At 61.5% G+C, this 16,984-nt stretch carries 19 protein-coding genes and 1 riboswitch; of the genes, 5 read left to right on the top strand and 14 right to left on the bottom strand.

Translation table 11 applies throughout. The features are described from left to right. Positions 1 to 491 precede the first annotated feature (491 nt). Positions 492 to 749, top strand: a complete 258-nt coding sequence (locus J6525_RS21785; RefSeq protein WP_225646216.1) for a hypothetical protein — start codon at positions 492 to 494, stop codon at positions 747 to 749. A gap of 497 nt (positions 750 to 1,246) precedes the next feature. Here the strand turns inward: J6525_RS21785 and J6525_RS21780 are convergent, their stop codons facing one another. Next, positions 1,247 to 2,095, bottom strand: coding sequence for a SagB/ThcOx family dehydrogenase (locus J6525_RS21780; protein WP_225646215.1), 849 nt, complete (start codon positions 2,093 to 2,095; stop codon positions 1,247 to 1,249). Positions 2,096 to 2,366: 271 nt separating this feature from the next. After that, positions 2,367 to 2,681: a hypothetical protein gene (locus J6525_RS21775; protein WP_225646214.1), complete on the bottom strand. Its 315-nt coding sequence runs from the start codon at positions 2,679 to 2,681 to the stop codon at positions 2,367 to 2,369. Between the two features lie 534 nt (positions 2,682 to 3,215). On the opposite strand from J6525_RS21775, the gene J6525_RS21770 reads away from it, so the two are divergent. After that, positions 3,216 to 3,560 carry a hypothetical protein gene (locus J6525_RS21770; RefSeq protein WP_225646213.1) on the top strand — a complete coding sequence of 115 codons (345 nt, stop codon included), beginning with the start codon at positions 3,216 to 3,218 and terminating at the stop codon, positions 3,558 to 3,560. Between the two features lie 441 nt (positions 3,561 to 4,001). Here the strand turns inward: J6525_RS21770 and J6525_RS21765 are convergent, their stop codons facing one another. From J6525_RS21765 to J6525_RS21760, 3 genes are all read right to left on the bottom strand, one after another. Then, a complete protein-coding gene (locus J6525_RS21765; RefSeq protein ID WP_225646212.1) occupies positions 4,002 to 4,529 on the bottom strand; it encodes a hypothetical protein in 528 nt (175 codons plus the stop codon). 601 nt (positions 4,530 to 5,130) lie between these two features. After that, positions 5,131 to 5,253, bottom strand: a complete 123-nt coding sequence (locus J6525_RS46970; protein WP_283848632.1) for a hypothetical protein — start codon at positions 5,251 to 5,253, stop codon at positions 5,131 to 5,133. 1,681 nt (positions 5,254 to 6,934) lie between these two features. Beyond that, positions 6,935 to 7,945: a helix-turn-helix domain-containing protein gene (locus J6525_RS21760; RefSeq protein WP_225646211.1), complete on the bottom strand. Its 1,011-nt coding sequence runs from the start codon at positions 7,943 to 7,945 to the stop codon at positions 6,935 to 6,937. A 160-nt stretch (positions 7,946 to 8,105) separates the two neighbouring features. On the opposite strand from J6525_RS21760, the gene J6525_RS21755 reads away from it, so the two are divergent. After that, the gene (locus J6525_RS21755; protein WP_225646210.1) at positions 8,106 to 9,251 is read left to right on the top strand and encodes an alkane 1-monooxygenase; all 1,146 of its coding nucleotides are present in this window, start codon (positions 8,106 to 8,108) and stop codon (positions 9,249 to 9,251) included. A gap of 26 nt (positions 9,252 to 9,277) precedes the next feature. On the opposite strand, the gene J6525_RS21750 is transcribed toward J6525_RS21755, so the two are convergent. The 6 genes from J6525_RS21750 to J6525_RS21725 all read right to left on the bottom strand — a co-directional run bounded on the left by J6525_RS21750 (position 9,278) and on the right by J6525_RS21725 (position 13,457). Then, entirely contained in the window at positions 9,278 to 10,060 is a 783-nt protein-coding gene (locus J6525_RS21750; RefSeq protein WP_225646209.1) for a class I SAM-dependent methyltransferase, read from the bottom strand. A gap of 190 nt (positions 10,061 to 10,250) precedes the next feature. After that, positions 10,251 to 10,622: an SANT/Myb-like DNA-binding domain-containing protein gene (locus J6525_RS21745; RefSeq protein ID WP_225646208.1), complete on the bottom strand. Its 372-nt coding sequence runs from the start codon at positions 10,620 to 10,622 to the stop codon at positions 10,251 to 10,253. Positions 10,623 to 10,847: 225 nt separating this feature from the next. After that, positions 10,848 to 11,141 (bottom strand): hypothetical protein, encoded by a 294-nt coding sequence (locus J6525_RS21740; RefSeq protein WP_016846480.1) that lies wholly within the window; start codon positions 11,139 to 11,141, stop codon positions 10,848 to 10,850. A gap of 224 nt (positions 11,142 to 11,365) precedes the next feature. Next, positions 11,366 to 11,953 carry a zinc-ribbon domain containing protein gene (locus J6525_RS47275; RefSeq protein ID WP_225646206.1) on the bottom strand — a complete coding sequence of 196 codons (588 nt, stop codon included), beginning with the start codon at positions 11,951 to 11,953 and terminating at the stop codon, positions 11,366 to 11,368. A gap of 58 nt (positions 11,954 to 12,011) precedes the next feature. Continuing rightward, positions 12,012 to 12,464 (bottom strand): MaoC/PaaZ C-terminal domain-containing protein, encoded by a 453-nt coding sequence (locus J6525_RS21730; RefSeq protein WP_225646205.1) that lies wholly within the window; start codon positions 12,462 to 12,464, stop codon positions 12,012 to 12,014. Positions 12,465 to 12,593: 129 nt separating this feature from the next. Continuing rightward, a complete protein-coding gene (locus tag J6525_RS21725; RefSeq protein WP_225646204.1) occupies positions 12,594 to 13,457 on the bottom strand; it encodes a bifunctional 5,10-methylenetetrahydrofolate dehydrogenase/5,10-methenyltetrahydrofolate cyclohydrolase in 864 nt (287 codons plus the stop codon). Between the two features lie 15 nt (positions 13,458 to 13,472). Next, a riboswitch (ZMP/ZTP riboswitch) is annotated at positions 13,473 to 13,552 on the bottom strand. 217 nt (positions 13,553 to 13,769) lie between these two features. Between J6525_RS21725 and J6525_RS21720 the strand changes: the two genes are divergently transcribed. Further along, positions 13,770 to 14,186 carry a hypothetical protein gene (locus J6525_RS21720; RefSeq protein WP_225646203.1) on the top strand — a complete coding sequence of 139 codons (417 nt, stop codon included), beginning with the start codon at positions 13,770 to 13,772 and terminating at the stop codon, positions 14,184 to 14,186. A gap of 114 nt (positions 14,187 to 14,300) precedes the next feature. On the opposite strand, the gene J6525_RS21715 is transcribed toward J6525_RS21720, so the two are convergent. Together J6525_RS21715 and J6525_RS21710 are read right to left on the bottom strand one after the other, a co-directional pair. Then, the gene (locus J6525_RS21715) at positions 14,301 to 14,825 is read right to left on the bottom strand and encodes a hypothetical protein (protein WP_225646202.1); all 525 of its coding nucleotides are present in this window, start codon (positions 14,823 to 14,825) and stop codon (positions 14,301 to 14,303) included. Between the two features lie 206 nt (positions 14,826 to 15,031). After that, the gene (locus tag J6525_RS21710; protein WP_225646201.1) at positions 15,032 to 15,667 is read right to left on the bottom strand and encodes a hypothetical protein; all 636 of its coding nucleotides are present in this window, start codon (positions 15,665 to 15,667) and stop codon (positions 15,032 to 15,034) included. A gap of 268 nt (positions 15,668 to 15,935) precedes the next feature. Here J6525_RS21710 and J6525_RS21705 point away from each other — a divergent pair, with 268 nt between their 5' ends. After that, positions 15,936 to 16,319 (top strand): VOC family protein, encoded by a 384-nt coding sequence (locus J6525_RS21705; RefSeq protein WP_026192879.1) that lies wholly within the window; start codon positions 15,936 to 15,938, stop codon positions 16,317 to 16,319. Between the two features lie 15 nt (positions 16,320 to 16,334). Here the strand turns inward: J6525_RS21705 and J6525_RS21700 are convergent, their stop codons facing one another. After that, entirely contained in the window at positions 16,335 to 16,766 is a 432-nt protein-coding gene (locus J6525_RS21700; RefSeq protein ID WP_076831290.1) for a hypothetical protein, read from the bottom strand. Between the last annotated feature and the right edge of the window lie 218 nt (positions 16,767 to 16,984).

Genomic DNA, 16,984 nt, shown 5'->3' with positions numbered 1-16,984 from the left:
CTCTTGCTGATCTGCAGCCGTTCCGAGATCTCCCGAACCGACAGGTCCTGCTCGTACGTCAGCCTCAGGATCGATCGTAGGTCCTTCACAGTGGTTCGTTTCGCTTGCTTCCGTCTCGGCATTGCCCCTCTCAAACTCAGCTTGAGAGAGAACATTGCCTGAACGGCGCTCCCGAAAACCAACCTCCCGCAACTGTCCGCGATTTAGCGGAATCCCTGTCCCGGAATTACTGAAATCGCTGTCCGCGAATTAGCGAAATTGCTGTCCGGAAATTGCCGAAACACGCATTGAAAGCCACAGTGCGGGAATGTCTGATTACCCGGGCAACTCTGACATGAAAGTGCCGGCCTATGATTCACCGCAACTTTCTTCGCCCCCCAAAAACCTTGAAGTAAAAAGCCGATAGCTGAATCGAAAGTGTCGCTAGAATACCCGTTGCCCAGGTACTGAATTCAGAAGACGGCGGCTCCATCGACAACGAGGAGCCCATCATGGCACGAGCGACTATCTCTCTGGTTTCCGTTCAGAAGCCGACCGCGAATACCCCTGTTTTGCAGCGGCGCAACAAGTTCACTGCCAGCATTGAGCAGCAGATCGCCAAGATCGGCCTGTTCCGTGAGGGCAAGCGCATTTCCCGCGAGCAGTTCTGGGTCGACGGGGCTGGTGCGATCTTCTTCCAACTCCGCTACGGGCAAGCAGCCGCTGGATCTGGAGAAAGGCAAGAGCACTCTGAAGGCATCGACCTTTGATGATCTCGTCGAGCAGCTGGACCAGATCAAGACGATCGCCATCGCCGGTGGCCTAGACGAGGCGTTGGCGCAAGCCGCCGACGCCGTGAGGTCAAATTTCAAGACCGCAAAAGACAAGAGGGCTGGCAGAGGATCATAGGGGGCAGCTTGCGTTCTCGACGATCTAGCTCTGGATCTTGTTGACGGTCCGGCCGGTGCTCTAAGGCCGGTTAGGGACGAACTCTTGATTCCAGAGAACTCTGCGCGTGTGATCGATTGCGACAATGACCGGTTAGGCGTTAGGCGTGCTGGTAGCGCCGGTCCTCTCGCAGAGCGAAAACGCCCAAGACGATCCTTTGGTCGGTCCCGGCTGATTTTTCCTAATTCATCTCTGGGCGCAAAGGGCGTCGATCCTTGGCAAACGTCCTCTTGTTGAAGGGCCTCGTCTCAGAGCTATCTCGCAATGCGGCAACCCCTTGGCTGCGCAAACCGCTACGATCGAGTCCTCTGGTTGCAAACTATCCATTTTTTCCAACGTAGCCTGCTCCCAGATGCGCATCAAAGGGATTGAAAGGGCCCGTACCCAGTCCGATGATCAGCAACGGGCACTCCGTTGACATTGATGGTATCCGCAACTCTCTTCGAACTTCATCGTCGAAAAACGCTGCCGTCACCCATGTTCTCATACCAACAGCGGTTGCGAGAAGTAGGGCAGTTTGCGAGAGATGCCCAGCATCGAACAAAGCCACTCGATAGGAATGCGAGTGCTTATACTTCCACATCAATTTTTCGAAACGGCAAGTTATAACTATTGCCGCACTTAGGTCATCAGCAAACATTTGTCCGCCGCAGAGCAACCCAAAACTGAAATCTTTGGACAAGGGGGCAACCAGACCCAGGCTTCGCTCGTGCGAGCGGAAATGATAAATGCCGGGATCCATCCCGGAGACTTTCCGACCTACCAGGTAGGCTTCGCAACTTTGAAGTGCTCCCCCTGAGGGAGATGAGCGCCTGACCGTAGGTGTACTCATTCCCATCCTGCGATACGCTTCTTGGTCATGCTTGCGATATCGAAAGGTCTCGTCAATGATGACGGAGAGCTGTGAAAAGCTAAGCTCCTCTCCTGAAAATGTTCTGTTGGAACGACGCTGCTCGAGTAATGTCCTAAGCGGCTCTAAGCCGGGGAAGTCTACTGTCGGGATTAAAGACCTGTACATACCCCGCGCCGTTGTAAACGAATCTAATGGCATGTGCTTCATTATTGAATCGCAGTATTCAACGTATTCGCGGGCTTGTCGTCCCGCATCGGGCACGAAATCATCAGGCTTGCCGCGGGACGTACCAAAATGAAAAATCTTGGACAGCACATCCCACTCCCACCTCGGACAGATGTCCGTTGGGCTTTTCACCAATATTTCAGTGTTAGTGAGCTCACAGACGATTTCTGGATTTGCGGTGCGAAACTCTGGGTCGACGATCGCTCTTACGCCCTTAATACTTAAGAGGAACTGTTTGTGTCGCACAAAATCCCAGGCAACAAGGGAGTCGCCTAAAGGGACAAAAAAGACATTGCTGCTTAGGCACAGCGACATGTGTGTTTAGAATCGTTGGTGGCTAATCCAGTCGAACCAACGGCGACTACGCCGTAGCTGTAACTGCAACGTGATACGTCTTGTATCTATCTTTGCTGGTGATTCTCTCCAATGCGATCTCTGTCACGTTGCTCGGGCGGGTTTGTAGATCGCTCTGAACAACCTCCGAAGAAACGTCATCGACACCAACGCTTTGAAGGGCTTCACCGAACTCAGAAGCCAATGCCAGAAATATTGGACGTGGCAATCGAACAACGGGACGCCAAGTCTCGATAGCGCCGCCCAAGGTATCATTGCAGCGCAGTTCGTTGTCTTTGCTCACCGCATACCAAAGATGGCTGATCTGAACGAGCTTAAGCATCATAGCTTCCTCGCCGAAAACGGTTGTCCCTGCGCTCTAGACTACCGGAAGTATAGGACGCTAACCACTGCTTATGGTGTGACATTCTGACCCGCGATCGCCTGGATATGTCAGATACACTGTCGAAGTGCCCGAGTGCTCGTTCGATCTTCAGGGTGCTGCCTAACGAAGGTACCTCGGCTTTAGTGTCCACTAGGCCGGACAGAAGAAGAATTTGACTTTATCCAGGTTCGCTTCTTGGTTCGCCGCAGTCACGCGTCGCCAAGCATATCGCGAGCCAAAACTCGGGACGCTTCGGCCCCGGAGCAGCAATTAAGCCGGAGCGGATCAATGCGTGGCCCTCCGGAACGATCTACTTTTGCGCCGTTGGGCTATTTCAGAATCATCGACGTGCTTCGGTCAGCACGATGTTGGGCACGCTGGCCTATTGGTGACCTTGGAGACGAATGCGCGGCGCCAAGGCCGGCTATCCGATAGGCGACAGACGTACATACAAGTACGGGCGAGGCCGAAAACATCGTCTGCGACCTTCTCTTGCACAGCCGCGGAGAGCAGAAGAAAGATAACCTCATTGCCGTCGAGATGAAGAAAGCCTCCGGCAAGGCCAAGGACAAGCAAACCGACCGTGAGCGGGTCCAGGCCCTTACCAGCCCTAATCCAGAAGGTTCTGACCCCAAGCACGTTTGGGACTACGAGGTAGGCTACTATCTGGAAGTCGATGTGAAGCGAGCTTCCGCGCTTATCGAGGAGTACCGAGGAGGAAAACTGATACAAAGCGGGGCAGCAGAGTTTGCGCGGCCAGAACGTTCACCGTCTGGCTCTATTCCGTTCGCGAAGAACGAATCGAGGGCGAGAAAATCAGCGCGGCGATTATCTTAATTTTTTTCCTCTTCGCTTCGACAATCTCGTCGGTGATGAAGACCCCGCTTGTGTCGGGCTGTTCAAGGGTGTCGCGTTGACGCTCGCACGGCATTCCAGCTCCGCAATCGTAACCGCGTTCGGAATCCCATACTTGTTGGGGTGATTTTCACAAACCCACTCCATACCGAGGGCAGATAAGGCAGGATTTATTGCCAAGCGAGAGGCATTTGAAGGAGCTTGCCCCTAGCAAGCCCTCCGACGTGATGTCGCGATATTCAACGTCGGCGACGAGCTCGCTGGTAAGAGCTATGGCCCGCGCGTTTTCTAAGACGATGCTCACGGCGCCGCAGTCGACCGAGCGCCAACGTTGACCGGCTAGGAGCAAATCGGCGTCGAATATTCCGCTAATTCTCAGCCGTCGCCTTCGCCAGCGAAAACGCACAACGTGGACGTAATTGTCTAACCTGCTTTAGCTGCGGCGGGCGGAGGCCAGCTATCTTCGCCCTCTTCTTCATGCGGTTCTGCATTGGCAATAACCTCAGCACGAATTCTGACGACCTGATCTTTCAGCTTCGCGCATTGAGCCATCGCTGCTTTGACTTGTTCGATGTCAAAGACATTTTCGCCGTGCTGCTGGTGGTCAAAATCATCCAGGTATTCGACGTTGTCTGGTGTTACGCCGACTCGGTAGGGCGCGCGGGGGCGCCGCTTGAATGAGGCCTCGTAAGTTTCACCATGGACGAGGTAGTTTCGCTTTGTCTTGAGCGTCCGCATGTCCGCATAAATCTGCGTCAGCTCGCTCTTGTATTGCTTTAGAGCCTCGGAGGCGTTGCAGCGCTCTTCAAACCACGGAATCTTTTTCCCGAACGGCCTCTCTGCATAGTCCTCGAACAGATACTCCATAGGCTCTTTAGAGACCATTTCCCCGAGCAACAGCATCGAGAACTCAAGCCGACCCATCTCGGTCAGGAAATTGCCCAACGCCATGTGCATACGATCGAGCGGGGTTACCGCCCGTCGCCGTCGCTTTCTCCGTCGCTGTGCCCTGCGGCCTTTTTTCGCCATCGCCAACCGATGTCCAAGTATCTGTTTACTACCATCGATTGTAAATTCGACGAAGCAATGTCCTCAGCTTGGCAACAGCGTTCGCAATCGCTTCCGCTTCACGCGCGTTCAAGTAATTCCCCGCGTGAGTGTACCGGAACTTGTAGAGGTCCTGCCGGTGGGTGACGGGCAGGAGCTCTTGGGGTCGGGCGAGTTCGTTCACCACTTCCGGCCCCCAAGGACCTGACGCGCCCTCTCTGGAGGGTTCTCCGCCTTCAGCCGGTCTCTCTCCGCGCAAAGGCTGTCGATCTTGGTCAGCATTCGCTCCAGCAAGGTCTCTGCCGAAACCGCGGATATCCCGGCCCGCTGAAGCTGGAGGATCTCTTTCCGCTGGCGCCCGACCTGGACGCGCATGTGTTCGATTTCCCGTCGGACAAAGTTGAGGTCAGGCATGGGCCACCGTGATCTCTGCAAGCCTCAATTAGAACGAAAGAAGAACAAAGCGCAAGCCGCTAGCGATTGGTGGTTCGTTGGGTGGAACACCCTACCCCTTCCAGACCACCAGAACGTCGAGCCCTTCTGACAGCTTCGCGGGCTCCGGCAGCAGCTTGGTGACCCGTTCGAACAAGTCTTCGAGCGCTGTAATGCAGGCCTCGGCGTCCGCCAAGCTGATGTTGTCCAAGCGGTGGAAAAGGCGTCCCCGAACTTGAGGTTCGTCGGGACCGAATACCTTGCCTTCCAGATGACGACCTCGGAGAGCCAGTCCAGAAGTCGCGCTTCCGGCTCGCTGAGTGCGACCCTGCCGCCTTCGCCAACAAGAGCAATTGATGGCTCTTTAGGCTCTCGGAGAGCTTGTGGGCGCCGATGAGGCCGGGGTCCTTGTGGACCATCACGCCCTTGAACAGGCTTTCGAGCGCTGAGCCGAACAAGCTGGCAGCATGTCGGGGTGCGGGTGCCGTACCGGCGCCGTGCCCTCCTCGCCGATCTCCTCCAGCGCCCGGTTGCGGGCCTCGTCGTAAAGCCGAAGGTCAGGAAAGTCGGCATTGAACAGGATCGATGACGCACGCCGGAGGTTGCGAGCCTTTCTCAGCCAGTGGTCCCACTCCTGATAGAAGCGGAAGTGTTTTTGGATGAATGTCTCTTCGCATCATCGAACCTCTCAGGCCGCCCCGCCGAGGCGCCATTAAGCAAGCTCGCCTTGTTCGGCGCGGACGCGCCCAAGGCGAAACAAAATCGCTGAATGCTCTCAGGGAGATAAGAAGAATGCGTTATCTCCGCACCTTGCTGTGCGTTGGCGAAGCGCTCGGTCGGATCAGCCACGCCACCAACAAAATTTTGTCTAAGGGCATAGCTCCCTGCCCCTCAAGTTGCCCCTAGGATAAGGCGCTAACTAGAATCCTTTGGTGTGTGATTGGCTTAGATTAAAAGTTCGAATCTCTCCGAGCGCGCCAGCGATTTTACCGATAGATCAATAATTTAAGCCGCGCTCATTTCGTTCTGAGTGAGCGTTTTCGCGTTGCGTCTGTTCTGAAGCGATGCTGCAAGATGAGAACGACCCCGACGCCGCGCGCCGAGGCCGCCCCTGTGGCTCCCAGCCGGGTTGGGGGTATGAGAGCCGGGAGCCGGAAGACACTACTTCCAAAACCACCGCTCGTTCCTGCCGCCAATAGCACCAATAGGGATTACCTCCCGGCCAGGCTCGCCGAAAAACGATATCAAAATTGGAGTGATGGTATCGGCCGCCCTGCCGACGAGAGGGACGGTTAGCAAATCGGCAACTAGATCGGCGCAGGCTTCTCTGAGGGACGGGACCGTTGGGGACGCAGCACGGTCACGTTTCGGAGGAGCTGACGTGTAGGCCCTGGCGTCGGCTCCTCTCTTAGAAGCTTGTGTGAGTTCGGCAACAGCCGTCTCTCCGCGGATCTGCTAAGGAAATGACACTGGGAATTTCAGGGCCCTAGCGCTGGGAATGACAGGACGCCGCCGGGACAAACCATTTCGGGCCCGGCGGCGTAGCTTTTAGGTCGGCGTCACAGTATCGATGCCGAGCGATCCGAGCACCGCGCGAGCTCGATCCGGCAGCCGATTGTTGCAGCGATCCTGCCACGAAACCATTTTCATCAGCGGACGAAACCGGGCGGAAACATTTGACCGGTACCACTTCTCCCAAACAATAATGGGGAAGTGTCATGATGGAAGCGACCATTGTCGCGCTGCTGCTCCTCAGCGCCGCTGTGTTTTTTGCCCACGCCTACGACGCCCTGCATACGCATTGACGGGATCGGCATCGTTTAAGTCTGCGTACCGTCCACCAGGGTCTGTGGGCTTGCGCGAGCCATCGACCGCGCCTAACCCCGCCCGTCCTTCTCCCCGAACCACCGCCGGCACGCCCGGCTGAAGCTCGTCGCATCGGTGTAGCCGAGCGCGGCCGCCATTTGGTCGCGCGATTGGGTGCCGGCCGCGAGCATGATCCGCGCGCGCTCGCGCAGCACGCCGTCGAGCAGCGGGCGGAAGGCGCTGCCGGTCTCGGCGAGCCGCCGCACCAGCGTTCGCCGCGAGGTGCCGACGAGGCGCGCGGCCTCCTCCTCACCGAGACGCTGCGGCAGGCGCGCCGCGATCAGGCGCTCGACGATCCCCGCCAGCGCCGCGGTCTCGGGCTGCGGGTTCTCGATCGCCTCGAGCGCGTCGATGGCCTTGGCGTGCAATTGCGGATCGGCAAACGGCGACGGCCGCGCGCCAAGCGCTTTCGGCACCTCGAAGATGAAGGCGGCAGCGTTGAACTTCACCGCGCAGGAATAATGCTCGAGCAGCCGCTCCGCGCCCGCAGGCGGCGACCAGGGAAATTGCAGTGTCGCCTCACCGATCGCATCCTCGAGCAGCTGCACGTACACCGCGTGCACGTTGAGGCTGACCGCCAGCGCCACGGCGTGCCACAGTGCTTCGTCCATCGCGACGGCGGGCGAGATTTCAATCTGGATCGCGCGCGCAGTCTTGCGCAGCCGGTTGCGGACGAAGGGCGCGCGGGTCGACCCGAAGCGCGCGCCGGTCGCCAGCGCATCCGCGATGGTCGGCGCCGTCCTGGTCGCGACGTCGAGCGCGCCTTGCAGCGATGTCGACCACACCGCCGCGGCCGACAATGGCCACAGCTCGCCATGCCGGCGGGTGATGTTGGCCGCCAGCACCACCAGCGAGGATACCGGCATGTGAGCGCCGGGGTGGTCGAGCGCCTCGAGCCGAATTCCGGTGCCTTTCAGCAGCTCGTCGCGATCGCCTCGCGTCTGGCCAAATGCCCGTATCAGGGCCCGCGCATAGGCCGCGGAGACCGGCGTGCGAAGAGCATCGGATTCCGATCCGTGCATGGCGTCGGCGACCTCCCCTCGCGAACGTCCGGCCGAACAAGCTTGGCGCAAAATGCCACAAAATTGGCCTGTTGTGAACTGGCGGCGCAGGCCCGCTTGGCGGCATGCTCGACCCAACAACGGCGAACGCCGCCTCGCAAGAGACGCTGGAGGGAATGCGATGATCTTCACGGGCACCAATGCTGCTGGCGAAGCGATCACCTACCGGGACGGCAAGCGCTATCTCTGGATGCTCTCGTTCATTCCGCCGCTGATCCCGCTGTTGTCCTACTGGCTCTTCCTGCGGACGCACAATCCGCTGGTGACGCTGATCCCGTTCGTCTTCATCTTCATCCTGATCCCGCTGCTCGACGTCGTGTTCGGCGAAGACACCCACAATCCGCCGGCGGAAGTGGTCGCCGCGATGGAGGCCGATCCCTATTACCTGCGGCTCGCACGCGTCACCGTGGTGTTTCCCTGGATCAACTACGTCGCGCTGATCGCCTTCTTCGGCACCCAGGATCTGCCGTGGTGGTCCTATGTCGCCTTGCTGCTCGGCGTCGGCACCATCAATGGCGGCGCGCTCCTGATCGGGCACGAGCTCGGCCACAAGCCGGACAGGCTGAACATCCTGTTCGGCATGCTCGCCAACTGCGCGGTGGGCTACGCGCATTTCCGCGTCGAGCACAATCGCGGCCATCACACTTGGGTCGCAACCCCCGAGGACCCCGCCAGCGCGCGCTTCGGTGAATCGATCTATGCGTTCGCAACGCGCGAGTTGCCGGGTGCATTCAAGCGTGGCTGGCGCAACGAGGCCGAACGGCTGACCCGGCGCGGCGAGCCGGTCTGGTCGGTCAACAACGAGATCCTGCAAGGCTTTGCGCTGACGCTCGTCGTCGCGGCCGTGCTGATTGCGCTGTTCGGCTGGAAGGTCGCGCCGTTCATCGTCGCGCACCATTTCCTCGGCTGGTACGCGCTGACCCAGGCCAACTATGTCGAGCATTACGGGCTGCTGCGCGAGAAGCTGCCGAACGGCCGCTACCAGGCGGTCGAGCCGCGCCACTCATGGAATACCAACCACATCGTCTCGAACCTGATGACGTTCCACCTGCAACGTCACTCCGACCACCACGCCAACCCGATGCGCCCCTATCAGTCGCTGCGCGATTTCGACGACATCCCGCGGCTACCGAACGGCTACACCGGCATGTTCGGGCTGGCAGCAATCCCGCCGCTCTGGTTCCGCGTGATGGACCCGAAGACCCTGGCCTGGGCCGGCGGCGACAAGAGCAAGCTGAACCTCCGCGATCGGCCCGCGAGCTCTTGATCGCGGCGATCGCCCGGCTCCCGGTCCTACATCTGGGCCGAGCGCCGCTTCATGGCGCCGATGCCGAGGAATGAGCCATTCACCGACGGATACTGGCTGGTGAATTCGAACGTATCGAAGCTTGGCGCTTCGAACTGCTTCAGCGCCTTCCAGAGCAGGGTGGTATCGGGACAGGCCTGGGAATGGATGTCATGATGCACGATGATGCGGGCGTGGGAACGCACCAGCAGATGATCCTGTAGCGCACCGCGCAGGCTGTGATCGCCGTCGATAAAGACGAAGTCGGGCTTCAGCCGGTCGACATGCGCACCGACCAGCGGCGAGGTCGAAAAATCCTGCATGTAGATCGGCTCGATAGCGGCCTGCTGCTGCAGCAGATCGAAATAAGTCGAGATAAAGGGCGTCGGCGCGATCGGATCGAGTGCAATCACGGTCTTGAGGTCGGCGCCGCTGTTCCTGAGCCACTCCGTCACCAGGATGAACATGCCGCCCCAGCGGCAGCCGATCTCCATGTACGAGGAGACGCCGGACGAATTGCGCGCAAGCCAGGCGAGGTATGGCGCAAGCTGGTTCGGGTATTGCCAAAGGTGGAGGCCCTTGCCGAAGCTCGGCGCCAGTTCCGGCGGCTGCTCATGAAGCAGTTCATCATTGAGCCCCAGCGCCGGGATGAATTCGCGTTCGAGGAAGTCCACGTCGGTACGTTGGGCCGAATTCAACCCGGCGATCGCATCGATCGCGTCACCGACGGCGACAGCGAGATCGGCGAAACGTTGGTATCGGTCGGTTTGGGCTAGCTGGGCGTTGAGCATCGGCGCAATCAGATCGGTGGGCTGACGAGGACACAAAGAGGCCGCAGGTCGTCGCGCCCCCGATGATTGAACGGATGGGGCGTCCGTCTCGGGCGCGAAATCTTGCATTCGGTCGCGAATGGTCCGCCTTCCCCACCGCATGCGTAAGCCGCTTCGGCATGGCGCGCCCGGCCTGTAGCCGGCATTCCTTTCAGCCGCTCGGAATCTTCCGCCGCACCGCCTCCACGCCGGCATCGGTCACGTTGTATCGGCGGCCCATCTCCGGGACGATCCAGCCCTTCTCGATCATTCCGGCAATGGTGCTCGGGCCGACGCCCGCGGGAAACGGACGGCGGTTGCGGATTGCGTCGATCGCGACCCGCTCGAGATGGGTGGCGACATGCGAGGGGCGCGCGCGAAACGCCTTTGCCATGATCAGGACCGACAGAACCTCGGCGCGCCGGCGCACCGCCGAAGCGCTGCGGGTCAGTTCGTTGCTGATCTCGAGAGCGTTCTTGCCGGCCTTGGCGAGTTCTCTGAGCTTCTCGTCCTCGTCAGAGCTCCAGCGCCGCACGATCCCCATCTGCCCCTCACCGCCTGGATACCCATCTCAAACCGATGCATACGCAGGCGGCGCTGATTTGCCATGTGACTTTCGGCACCTCTTGATGTGACGTCGGGGCCGTCGCCATCGGGACGGCCGATCGCGGGTGCCGCGCGATGCAGCACAAAGAGCATGATCCGATTGAATCGGATCATGCTCTCAATCCCCTTGCTTGGTGGCGTTTTGCTTGCGCGCGAAAACGCTTCAGTGCTTGCTGGGTTCAAGCGCGATGAGCACGCCGGTCGGCTCGGGCTCGTGCGGCCGAAGCGACGTCAGCTCCGGATCGCTCCACTCGGCGAGACTGACGACTTCGCCGGTCTGCCCCGGCATGTCGGAGGTCTGGGCGGGTTCGAGCACCTTGAGCCCGCTGGTGTCGACGAAGAATGTGTGCTCACCGAACACGCTGTTCAGTTGCGCCACGGCCGGGTGATCGTCTGGAAGCACCTGGGCATTCAGTTGCGTCATGGTCTGCTTGACTTGCGTGGAATTGAGTTTCATCCGCTGCTCCTTCTCGTTGGTTCCGGCCGCGATGGCTTCCTTGACAGGTTTCCTTGACAAGTTTTCCTTGGCTGGTTCCTCCCCGCCCGCACCCCACATCGGGGGCTTCAAGGTCTCGAACCGATCAGGCACCGAAACGTTCCGCACGCGCGACGCATTGACCGCCTGCGCGGTGGTTCCCCGCGTATCAGATCTGAAGTGCGACCCTGAAGTCACGCCTATCGCTACGAGACTGGAGGCTTCTTCCTTGCGAGCCCTTCCAGGTGCACGCGGCGCGCGGCGGATTTGCGCGCGCGCTCCCTGCTGCGGCAGGCCCGGCAGCGCACTGCCGCGGTAAATACATCGCCCTTGGCGGTCTCGTACCACCATTTCTGCTGCAACGGCGTCCAGACCTCGGCAACGCCGCAGTCCTTGCAGATGAAGGGCTCCGGTCGATAGGTTCCGCGCAGCACGAAATCGGGAGTCGAATAGCTGTTCGATGGCGCGAGCCGCGTCGTATCCACGGCAACCTCGTCGCGCGCCAGCGCAATCTTGTAGTCGCGGAGACGTTGCCGTTCAGCGGCGCGTTGCGCCTGGATGCGGCGCCATTCCTCGGCCTTGCGCCGCCTGGCTTCGATCTCTCCGTTCGTCTGCTTGCTGCGTTTCACGGCGGCACATCCGTCTGGGTCGAATGCCTTCGGCGCATCGACGAAGTAAATACCGGGCAGCACGACCTCGTCGATGATGACGTCATTGATGCGCTGCCGTTCTGCCGCCGGCTTGTCATAATTGCCGCAACATTGCGCGACCACAAGGTCGCGTGCGGGGAACACGTAGAAGCGCTGACGGCCGTCCGAGGCGGATGACTTCGGGATGCCCCTCAGGCCGCGCCTATGCCGGCCCCTGCTCCGCCGGCCGCATGCGGATCAGCGCGTCGAGCACGAGGACAAGAACCGGGCGCTGCTCGTCATTGACCAGCTCCGTCTTGAAGATCACGACAGCGTCGCGCCGCTCCGGCCTGATGGTGATCTTCTGGATCTGGGATTGGCCGGTGAGCGTGGCGCCGGGCCGAACCGGGCTCGGCAGGCGAATCTCGAAGCTCCGCCCGACGATCCCCGCCACCTTGGTCCAGATCGCCTCCACGACGAGCCGCTGATAGATCGCAATGGTGTTGAAACCGCTTGCGATCAGTCCGCCGAACGGGCCTGCCGCAGCCGCGACGGGATCGGCATGGATCGGCACCGGATCATATTTGCCGGCGAACTCCAGGATCTCGGCCTCGCCGATCGTGTAGCTGCCAAGCCTGAACGTCTGCCCCTCGGTGAGATCTTCCGCATACAGCATCGCGCGCCTCCATCCGTCGCGCGACGATAGACGAATGGTGCGGGCTTTCCATTACCCCGGACGTCATGAACTTCGCGCGTGATGCGCGAGCGACACCCGCCGCTCGCATATCGCCGCAGGTATCCCGCGCTATTGCAGCCGGGCCGCCCTCGCCTTTGCCGCCTTCAGCGTGTTCTCCATCAGGCAGGCGATCGTCATCGGGCCGACGCCGCGCGGCACCGGCGTGATCGCGCCGGCGACCTGCACCGCCTCGTCGAACGAGACGTCGCCGTACACCGCATAGCCGCCGTCCGGCTTCTCGACGCGCGTGGTGCCGACGTCGATGACGATGGCCTGCGGCTTGATCCAGTCGCCGCGCACGAGGCCGGCCTTGCCCACCGCACTCACCAGGATGTCGGCCTCGCGGCAGATCCTGCTGATGCCGCGGGTGTGGATATGGGTCTGCGTCACGGTCGCGTGCTCCTGCAGCAGCAACGCGGCCATCGGCTTGCCGACGATGTTGGAGCTGCCGATCACCACGGCATGGGCGCCGGTGAGGTCTGATCGGACCGACTTGATCAGCCGGAGACAGCCGAGCGGCGTGCACGGCACCAGCGCGTCATCGCCGTGAAACAGCCGGCCGGCGTTCAGGGCGTGCAGGCCGTCGACATCCTTGGCGGGATCGACCGCCGCCATCACGCGCAAGGCGTCGATATGCGCCGGCAACGGCAGCTGCACCAGGATGCCGTCGATATCGTCGCGCGCATTGAGCGCCTCTACTCTGGCAAGCAGATCGGATTCGCTGGCATCATCCGGCAGTCGTGCGACCTCGCCGCGCAGGCCGAGCCGCTCGGCCATCCTGACCTTGCTCTGCACATAGATCTGGCTCGCCGGGTCGCAGCCGACCAGCACGACCGCAAGCCCCGGCGCGCGGGGCAGCCGGTCGAGTTCGCCAGCAATCTTGTCGATGACAATTTGGGCATGTGCATGCCCATCGAGAATGTTCGCCGTCATGGCACCTCCGTTTCGAAGCGGTGCCCAGGCGCGCGGCGTTCAGTCTCTGCGCTCCCCGATGGTGGTCCATCCAAGCGCCAGTCGCGCAGATGGCGTGGTCATAGCCGCCCCGCCGGGCAAAGGCAATTCACGCTCTCCCGCGGGTCGAACGGCGACGAATTGCCCTCACTTTTGCCGGTGGATCGGTGCCGGGCGGGTCACCTCTGGGGGTAGGATTCGGGCAAGACTTGCGTTAAGTCTCGGCGCTTGCCGGGCTTTTCCGATCCCCGGCGCCATCCTTCCGGTCATCACGCCATTTCGGACATTTTCGACATGAGACATATCATCCTCGCGCTGGCGCTCTTCTGCCCGGCTGCCGCGCTTGCCCAAGGCACCACGCCGGCCCCCGCCGACGCAGACAAGCCGGCGGCGGCGACCTCGCAGCCGATGGTCGGCGACAAGCCGCTGGTCCAGGTCGGCAAGAAGTCGGCCGCCAAGAAGGGCGAGAAGCCTGCCGCGCCCGGCAAGCCGCAATCGGTCGCTCAGAAGCTTCAGGCCTGTCAGGACATCGACGACGCCACCAAGGAGCGGCTGATCTGCTACGACGAGATTTTCAAGCCGCAGCCGAAGCCGAAGGCTGCCCCGGCCAAGGGCGTCAACGATTGCCGCTTCGTGAAGGAAGAGGACGAGCGGCTGACCTGCTACAACGGCTTCGCGGACAAGATTCCGCGCCTGCCGCGCGAAAGGTAGCGGGCGGCGCTCGGACGCCTTCGCGCATCCGGCGACGTGCCTGATCGCGGACATGAAAATGCCGCCGCAAGTGTTTGCGGCGGCGGATCGATTGCCGGCTGCGGCAGCCTTTTCTTACCAGGTGCCGAAGCCACCGAAGAAGCCCATGCGCTGCTGCTGCGCGACGCGGTAAGGCTGATACATGCCGGGCTGCGCCAGCCGCATCGGCTGCTGGGGATGCGCATGGTAGCGCGCGACTTTGCGCTTCTTCGGCGCCTGAGACTGGGCCTGCGCCGGCTGCTCGGCCGGCTTTGCCTCGGCCGCGACCTTCTGCGCATCAGCCTTCTCCGGCGGAATGAACTGGGCGAACGTATTGCGGACGCGGGCTTGCGCCGACGCATCGCCCGTAGCCGACGGGATTGCCGCGGCGACCGCGTTGACCTGCGCCGGAACAATGGTCGGCAAATTGGTGTCGTAGACCACCCGCTCGGGCAATTTCTGGGTCGACTTGATGCGCACCATGGTCTTATCGACGCCCGGCGACGACAGTCCCTGGTTCTGACCGGCGACCACGGCCTCCTGCGGCACGATGGCATTGACGACGAAGAGCAGCGCGAGCAGCACTCCACCAACGAACAGGAAATAACGCGCCACAGGCATTTTGGTAGCTCCCCCCGCGCAGCAGGGCGCGGTTCATCTCGGCGCGACGACATCAGTCATCGCGCGGGCGATTTCATCGTCTGCGCATGATCACCCGGACGCTGTCCGCGCTCCCGCTAACGGCTGGTTTATTAGTTAGTTCCTGTCCGGCCGTTACGGTTCACCCGACAAGTCAATTCGCGGTCACTTTTTCGAGATGCCGGGAATTAGAGGCGGCTCGCCGTCACGACCGAACATTTCGCCTTGTTTGCGTTAACGTTGACGAACCCGACCAACATTTGCGAGTAGGTCTTGCGGCTTTTCATGGCGATGGTGTCGGAGATCAGCCGCTTGCGCTCGGTCAGCGGCCGACCGTCGCGGCGGATGAAGGCGCAGGCGATCTCGATATCCTTGACGGCGAAATCATTGGCATTGCGCAGCGTCAGGGTGACCAGCGCCTTCGAACCCAGCCCGCCGCGCCGCCACGATTGCGAGGCGATCCTCAACTTGTCCAGCGGCGACCTTTCAGCGCCGGGCCCGGACGCCTTGGCCTCCTCCGCCCCCTGTGGAGCGATGGCCACGCCGACGGTGGTCGGCTCGTCCGCCGGTGCGGCCAGCGCATCCTTGGCGGTCTGATTTGTGATTTGAGCTGGTTGCTCGCCGGTCGGGGCATTCTGCGCGGTGCGGATCATGGAGGACACCGGCCAGACGTCCTGGTCCCCGGCGTCGCTCGGCTCGGGGAGCATGAACCATGCGGCGATCCCGGCGAGCGCAATCAGCGGCAGCAGCAGGCTGGCGTAGAAGCCCCCTTCACCGAGACGTCCGGCGGCCAACCTCCGAAACGACGCCAAGCCGATCCGCATCGTCTTGCCCTCACCCTGGCAGCCTGATCGGGCCGCCCCCCCCCCCCACACAGAGAGGAAGCCGCACCGCGCGGCTTCCGGGACGGCCGCAGGTCGAGCGGCCACGCGAAGACAATCGCTGACGGCCGCAATGGTTTCATTCCGGGACGACAATCTTGGGCAGGCATAACGAGGGATGGTATCCCAGCGAACCGCTCGCTAGATTTGCGCCGCCCAAGAGCGAGTGCCGCGCACCGAACAGCGGCACGACAACAACAAGGAGATCGCAATGCCTGTCGTCACCTGGGACCACGTCCACCTGCGCAGTCCCGATCCCGAGGCCACCGCGACCTGGCTGCGCGACATTCTCGGCGGCGAGATCATCCGCGGCCCCGGCCGCATCGACGTCCAGCTCGGCGGCGCCAAGGTGTTCATTGCGGAGGTGACCCAGGGCGACGGCGTCAACGCCGCGCCGGTGACGCCCTATCAGGGGCTCGATCATTTCGGGCTCACGGTGAAGGACATCGACGCGGTCGCGGCCGAGATCAAGGCCAAGGGCGTCGAATTCACCAAGGAGCCGACCACGATCCGTCCCGGCGTGCGGATCTGCTTCATCCGTGGCCCGCAGGGCATCTCGATCGAACTGCTCGAGCGCGACCAGAAATACGTCTGAGCCACGCGTGCGGCGCTAAGTCATGCTGCCAGGCATGAAGCAGCGGATCGTCACGCCCATGTAGCTCGGAATCGGCCAGACCATGGCGCGACCGACCCGGTTGGGCTCGGTGACCACGGCCTCGTCGGGGACATCGATCCACGCCCCGTCGAGGCGCACACGATAGTGCCCGTCCTTGGATTCCCAGTCGACATCGCTGACCGCTGTGCCGTCGGCATCCGAACAGCACGGCCCTTTGCCGCTGCGCAGGCCGTCGAACCACTCCTTCAGCGGCGAATTGGCGTAGCGGCCGTCGGGATCGCGCGCCTGCGCGATTCGCATGGCCGCGACCAACACCAGCGTTATCAGCACGAGGGATGCGATCATGTGGCCCGCATAACGGGCCGAAGTTCCATTGAGCCTGCGAGGGCGTGCCCAATGGCCGCCGGATTCAATCCAGTCAGACATGTGTTTGCTCCAGCACTCACCGGCCAGTGCAACCAGAGCTATGCATTTCGCGGGCCACTTTGATTCGCGCGTACGGTCCGCTGTCATTGCGCCGTCACACTGCCTGGCAGGAACCGAGGGTCACCCGAACGCGGGACACCCGGGAATCAACCTGCCGCATTGCACGAGGTTGCTCGCTTTGGCATAAAAAACCAACTGGCTTGCCATGGGCGCGGCGG

The sequence above is a fragment of the Bradyrhizobium australafricanum genome, from assembly GCF_020329495.1.
GTDB lineage: Bacteria > Pseudomonadota > Alphaproteobacteria > Rhizobiales > Xanthobacteraceae > Bradyrhizobium > Bradyrhizobium australafricanum.
Note: the sequence above shows the minus strand (reverse complement) of the source record. Positions and strands in the feature narration are given on the sequence as shown.

What these genes read in the sequence shown, in the direction of transcription:
- J6525_RS21725 (WP_225646204.1), bottom strand. Translation starts at nt 13,457, where the DNA reads ATGACGGCGAACATTCTCGATGGGCATGCACATGCCCAAATTGTCATC.
- J6525_RS21775 (WP_225646214.1), bottom strand. Translation starts at nt 2,681, where the DNA reads ATGCTTAAGCTCGTTCAGATCAGCCATCTTTGGTATGCGGTGAGCAAA.
- J6525_RS21710 (WP_225646201.1), bottom strand. Translation starts at nt 15,667, where the DNA reads ATGCGGATCGGCTTGGCGTCGTTTCGGAGGTTGGCCGCCGGACGTCTC.
- J6525_RS21750 (WP_225646209.1), bottom strand. Translation starts at nt 10,060, where the DNA reads ATGCTCAACGCCCAGCTAGCCCAAACCGACCGATACCAACGTTTCGCC.
- J6525_RS21715 (WP_225646202.1), bottom strand. Translation starts at nt 14,825, where the DNA reads ATGCCTGTGGCGCGTTATTTCCTGTTCGTTGGTGGAGTGCTGCTCGCG.
- J6525_RS21720 (WP_225646203.1), top strand. Translation starts at nt 13,770, where the DNA reads ATGAGACATATCATCCTCGCGCTGGCGCTCTTCTGCCCGGCTGCCGCG.
- J6525_RS21730 (WP_225646205.1), bottom strand. Translation starts at nt 12,464, where the DNA reads ATGCTGTATGCGGAAGATCTCACCGAGGGGCAGACGTTCAGGCTTGGC.
- J6525_RS21760 (WP_225646211.1), bottom strand. Translation starts at nt 7,945, where the DNA reads ATGCACGGATCGGAATCCGATGCTCTTCGCACGCCGGTCTCCGCGGCC.
- J6525_RS21765 (WP_225646212.1), bottom strand. Translation starts at nt 4,529, where the DNA reads ATGGCGTTGGGCAATTTCCTGACCGAGATGGGTCGGCTTGAGTTCTCG.
- J6525_RS21785 (WP_225646216.1), top strand. Translation starts at nt 492, where the DNA reads ATGGCACGAGCGACTATCTCTCTGGTTTCCGTTCAGAAGCCGACCGCG.
- J6525_RS21700 (WP_076831290.1), bottom strand. Translation starts at nt 16,766, where the DNA reads ATGTCTGACTGGATTGAATCCGGCGGCCATTGGGCACGCCCTCGCAGG.
- J6525_RS21755 (WP_225646210.1), top strand. Translation starts at nt 8,106, where the DNA reads ATGATCTTCACGGGCACCAATGCTGCTGGCGAAGCGATCACCTACCGG.
- J6525_RS21745 (WP_225646208.1), bottom strand. Translation starts at nt 10,622, where the DNA reads ATGGGGATCGTGCGGCGCTGGAGCTCTGACGAGGACGAGAAGCTCAGA.
- J6525_RS21705 (WP_026192879.1), top strand. Translation starts at nt 15,936, where the DNA reads ATGCCTGTCGTCACCTGGGACCACGTCCACCTGCGCAGTCCCGATCCC.
- J6525_RS21740 (WP_016846480.1), bottom strand. Translation starts at nt 11,141, where the DNA reads ATGAAACTCAATTCCACGCAAGTCAAGCAGACCATGACGCAACTGAAT.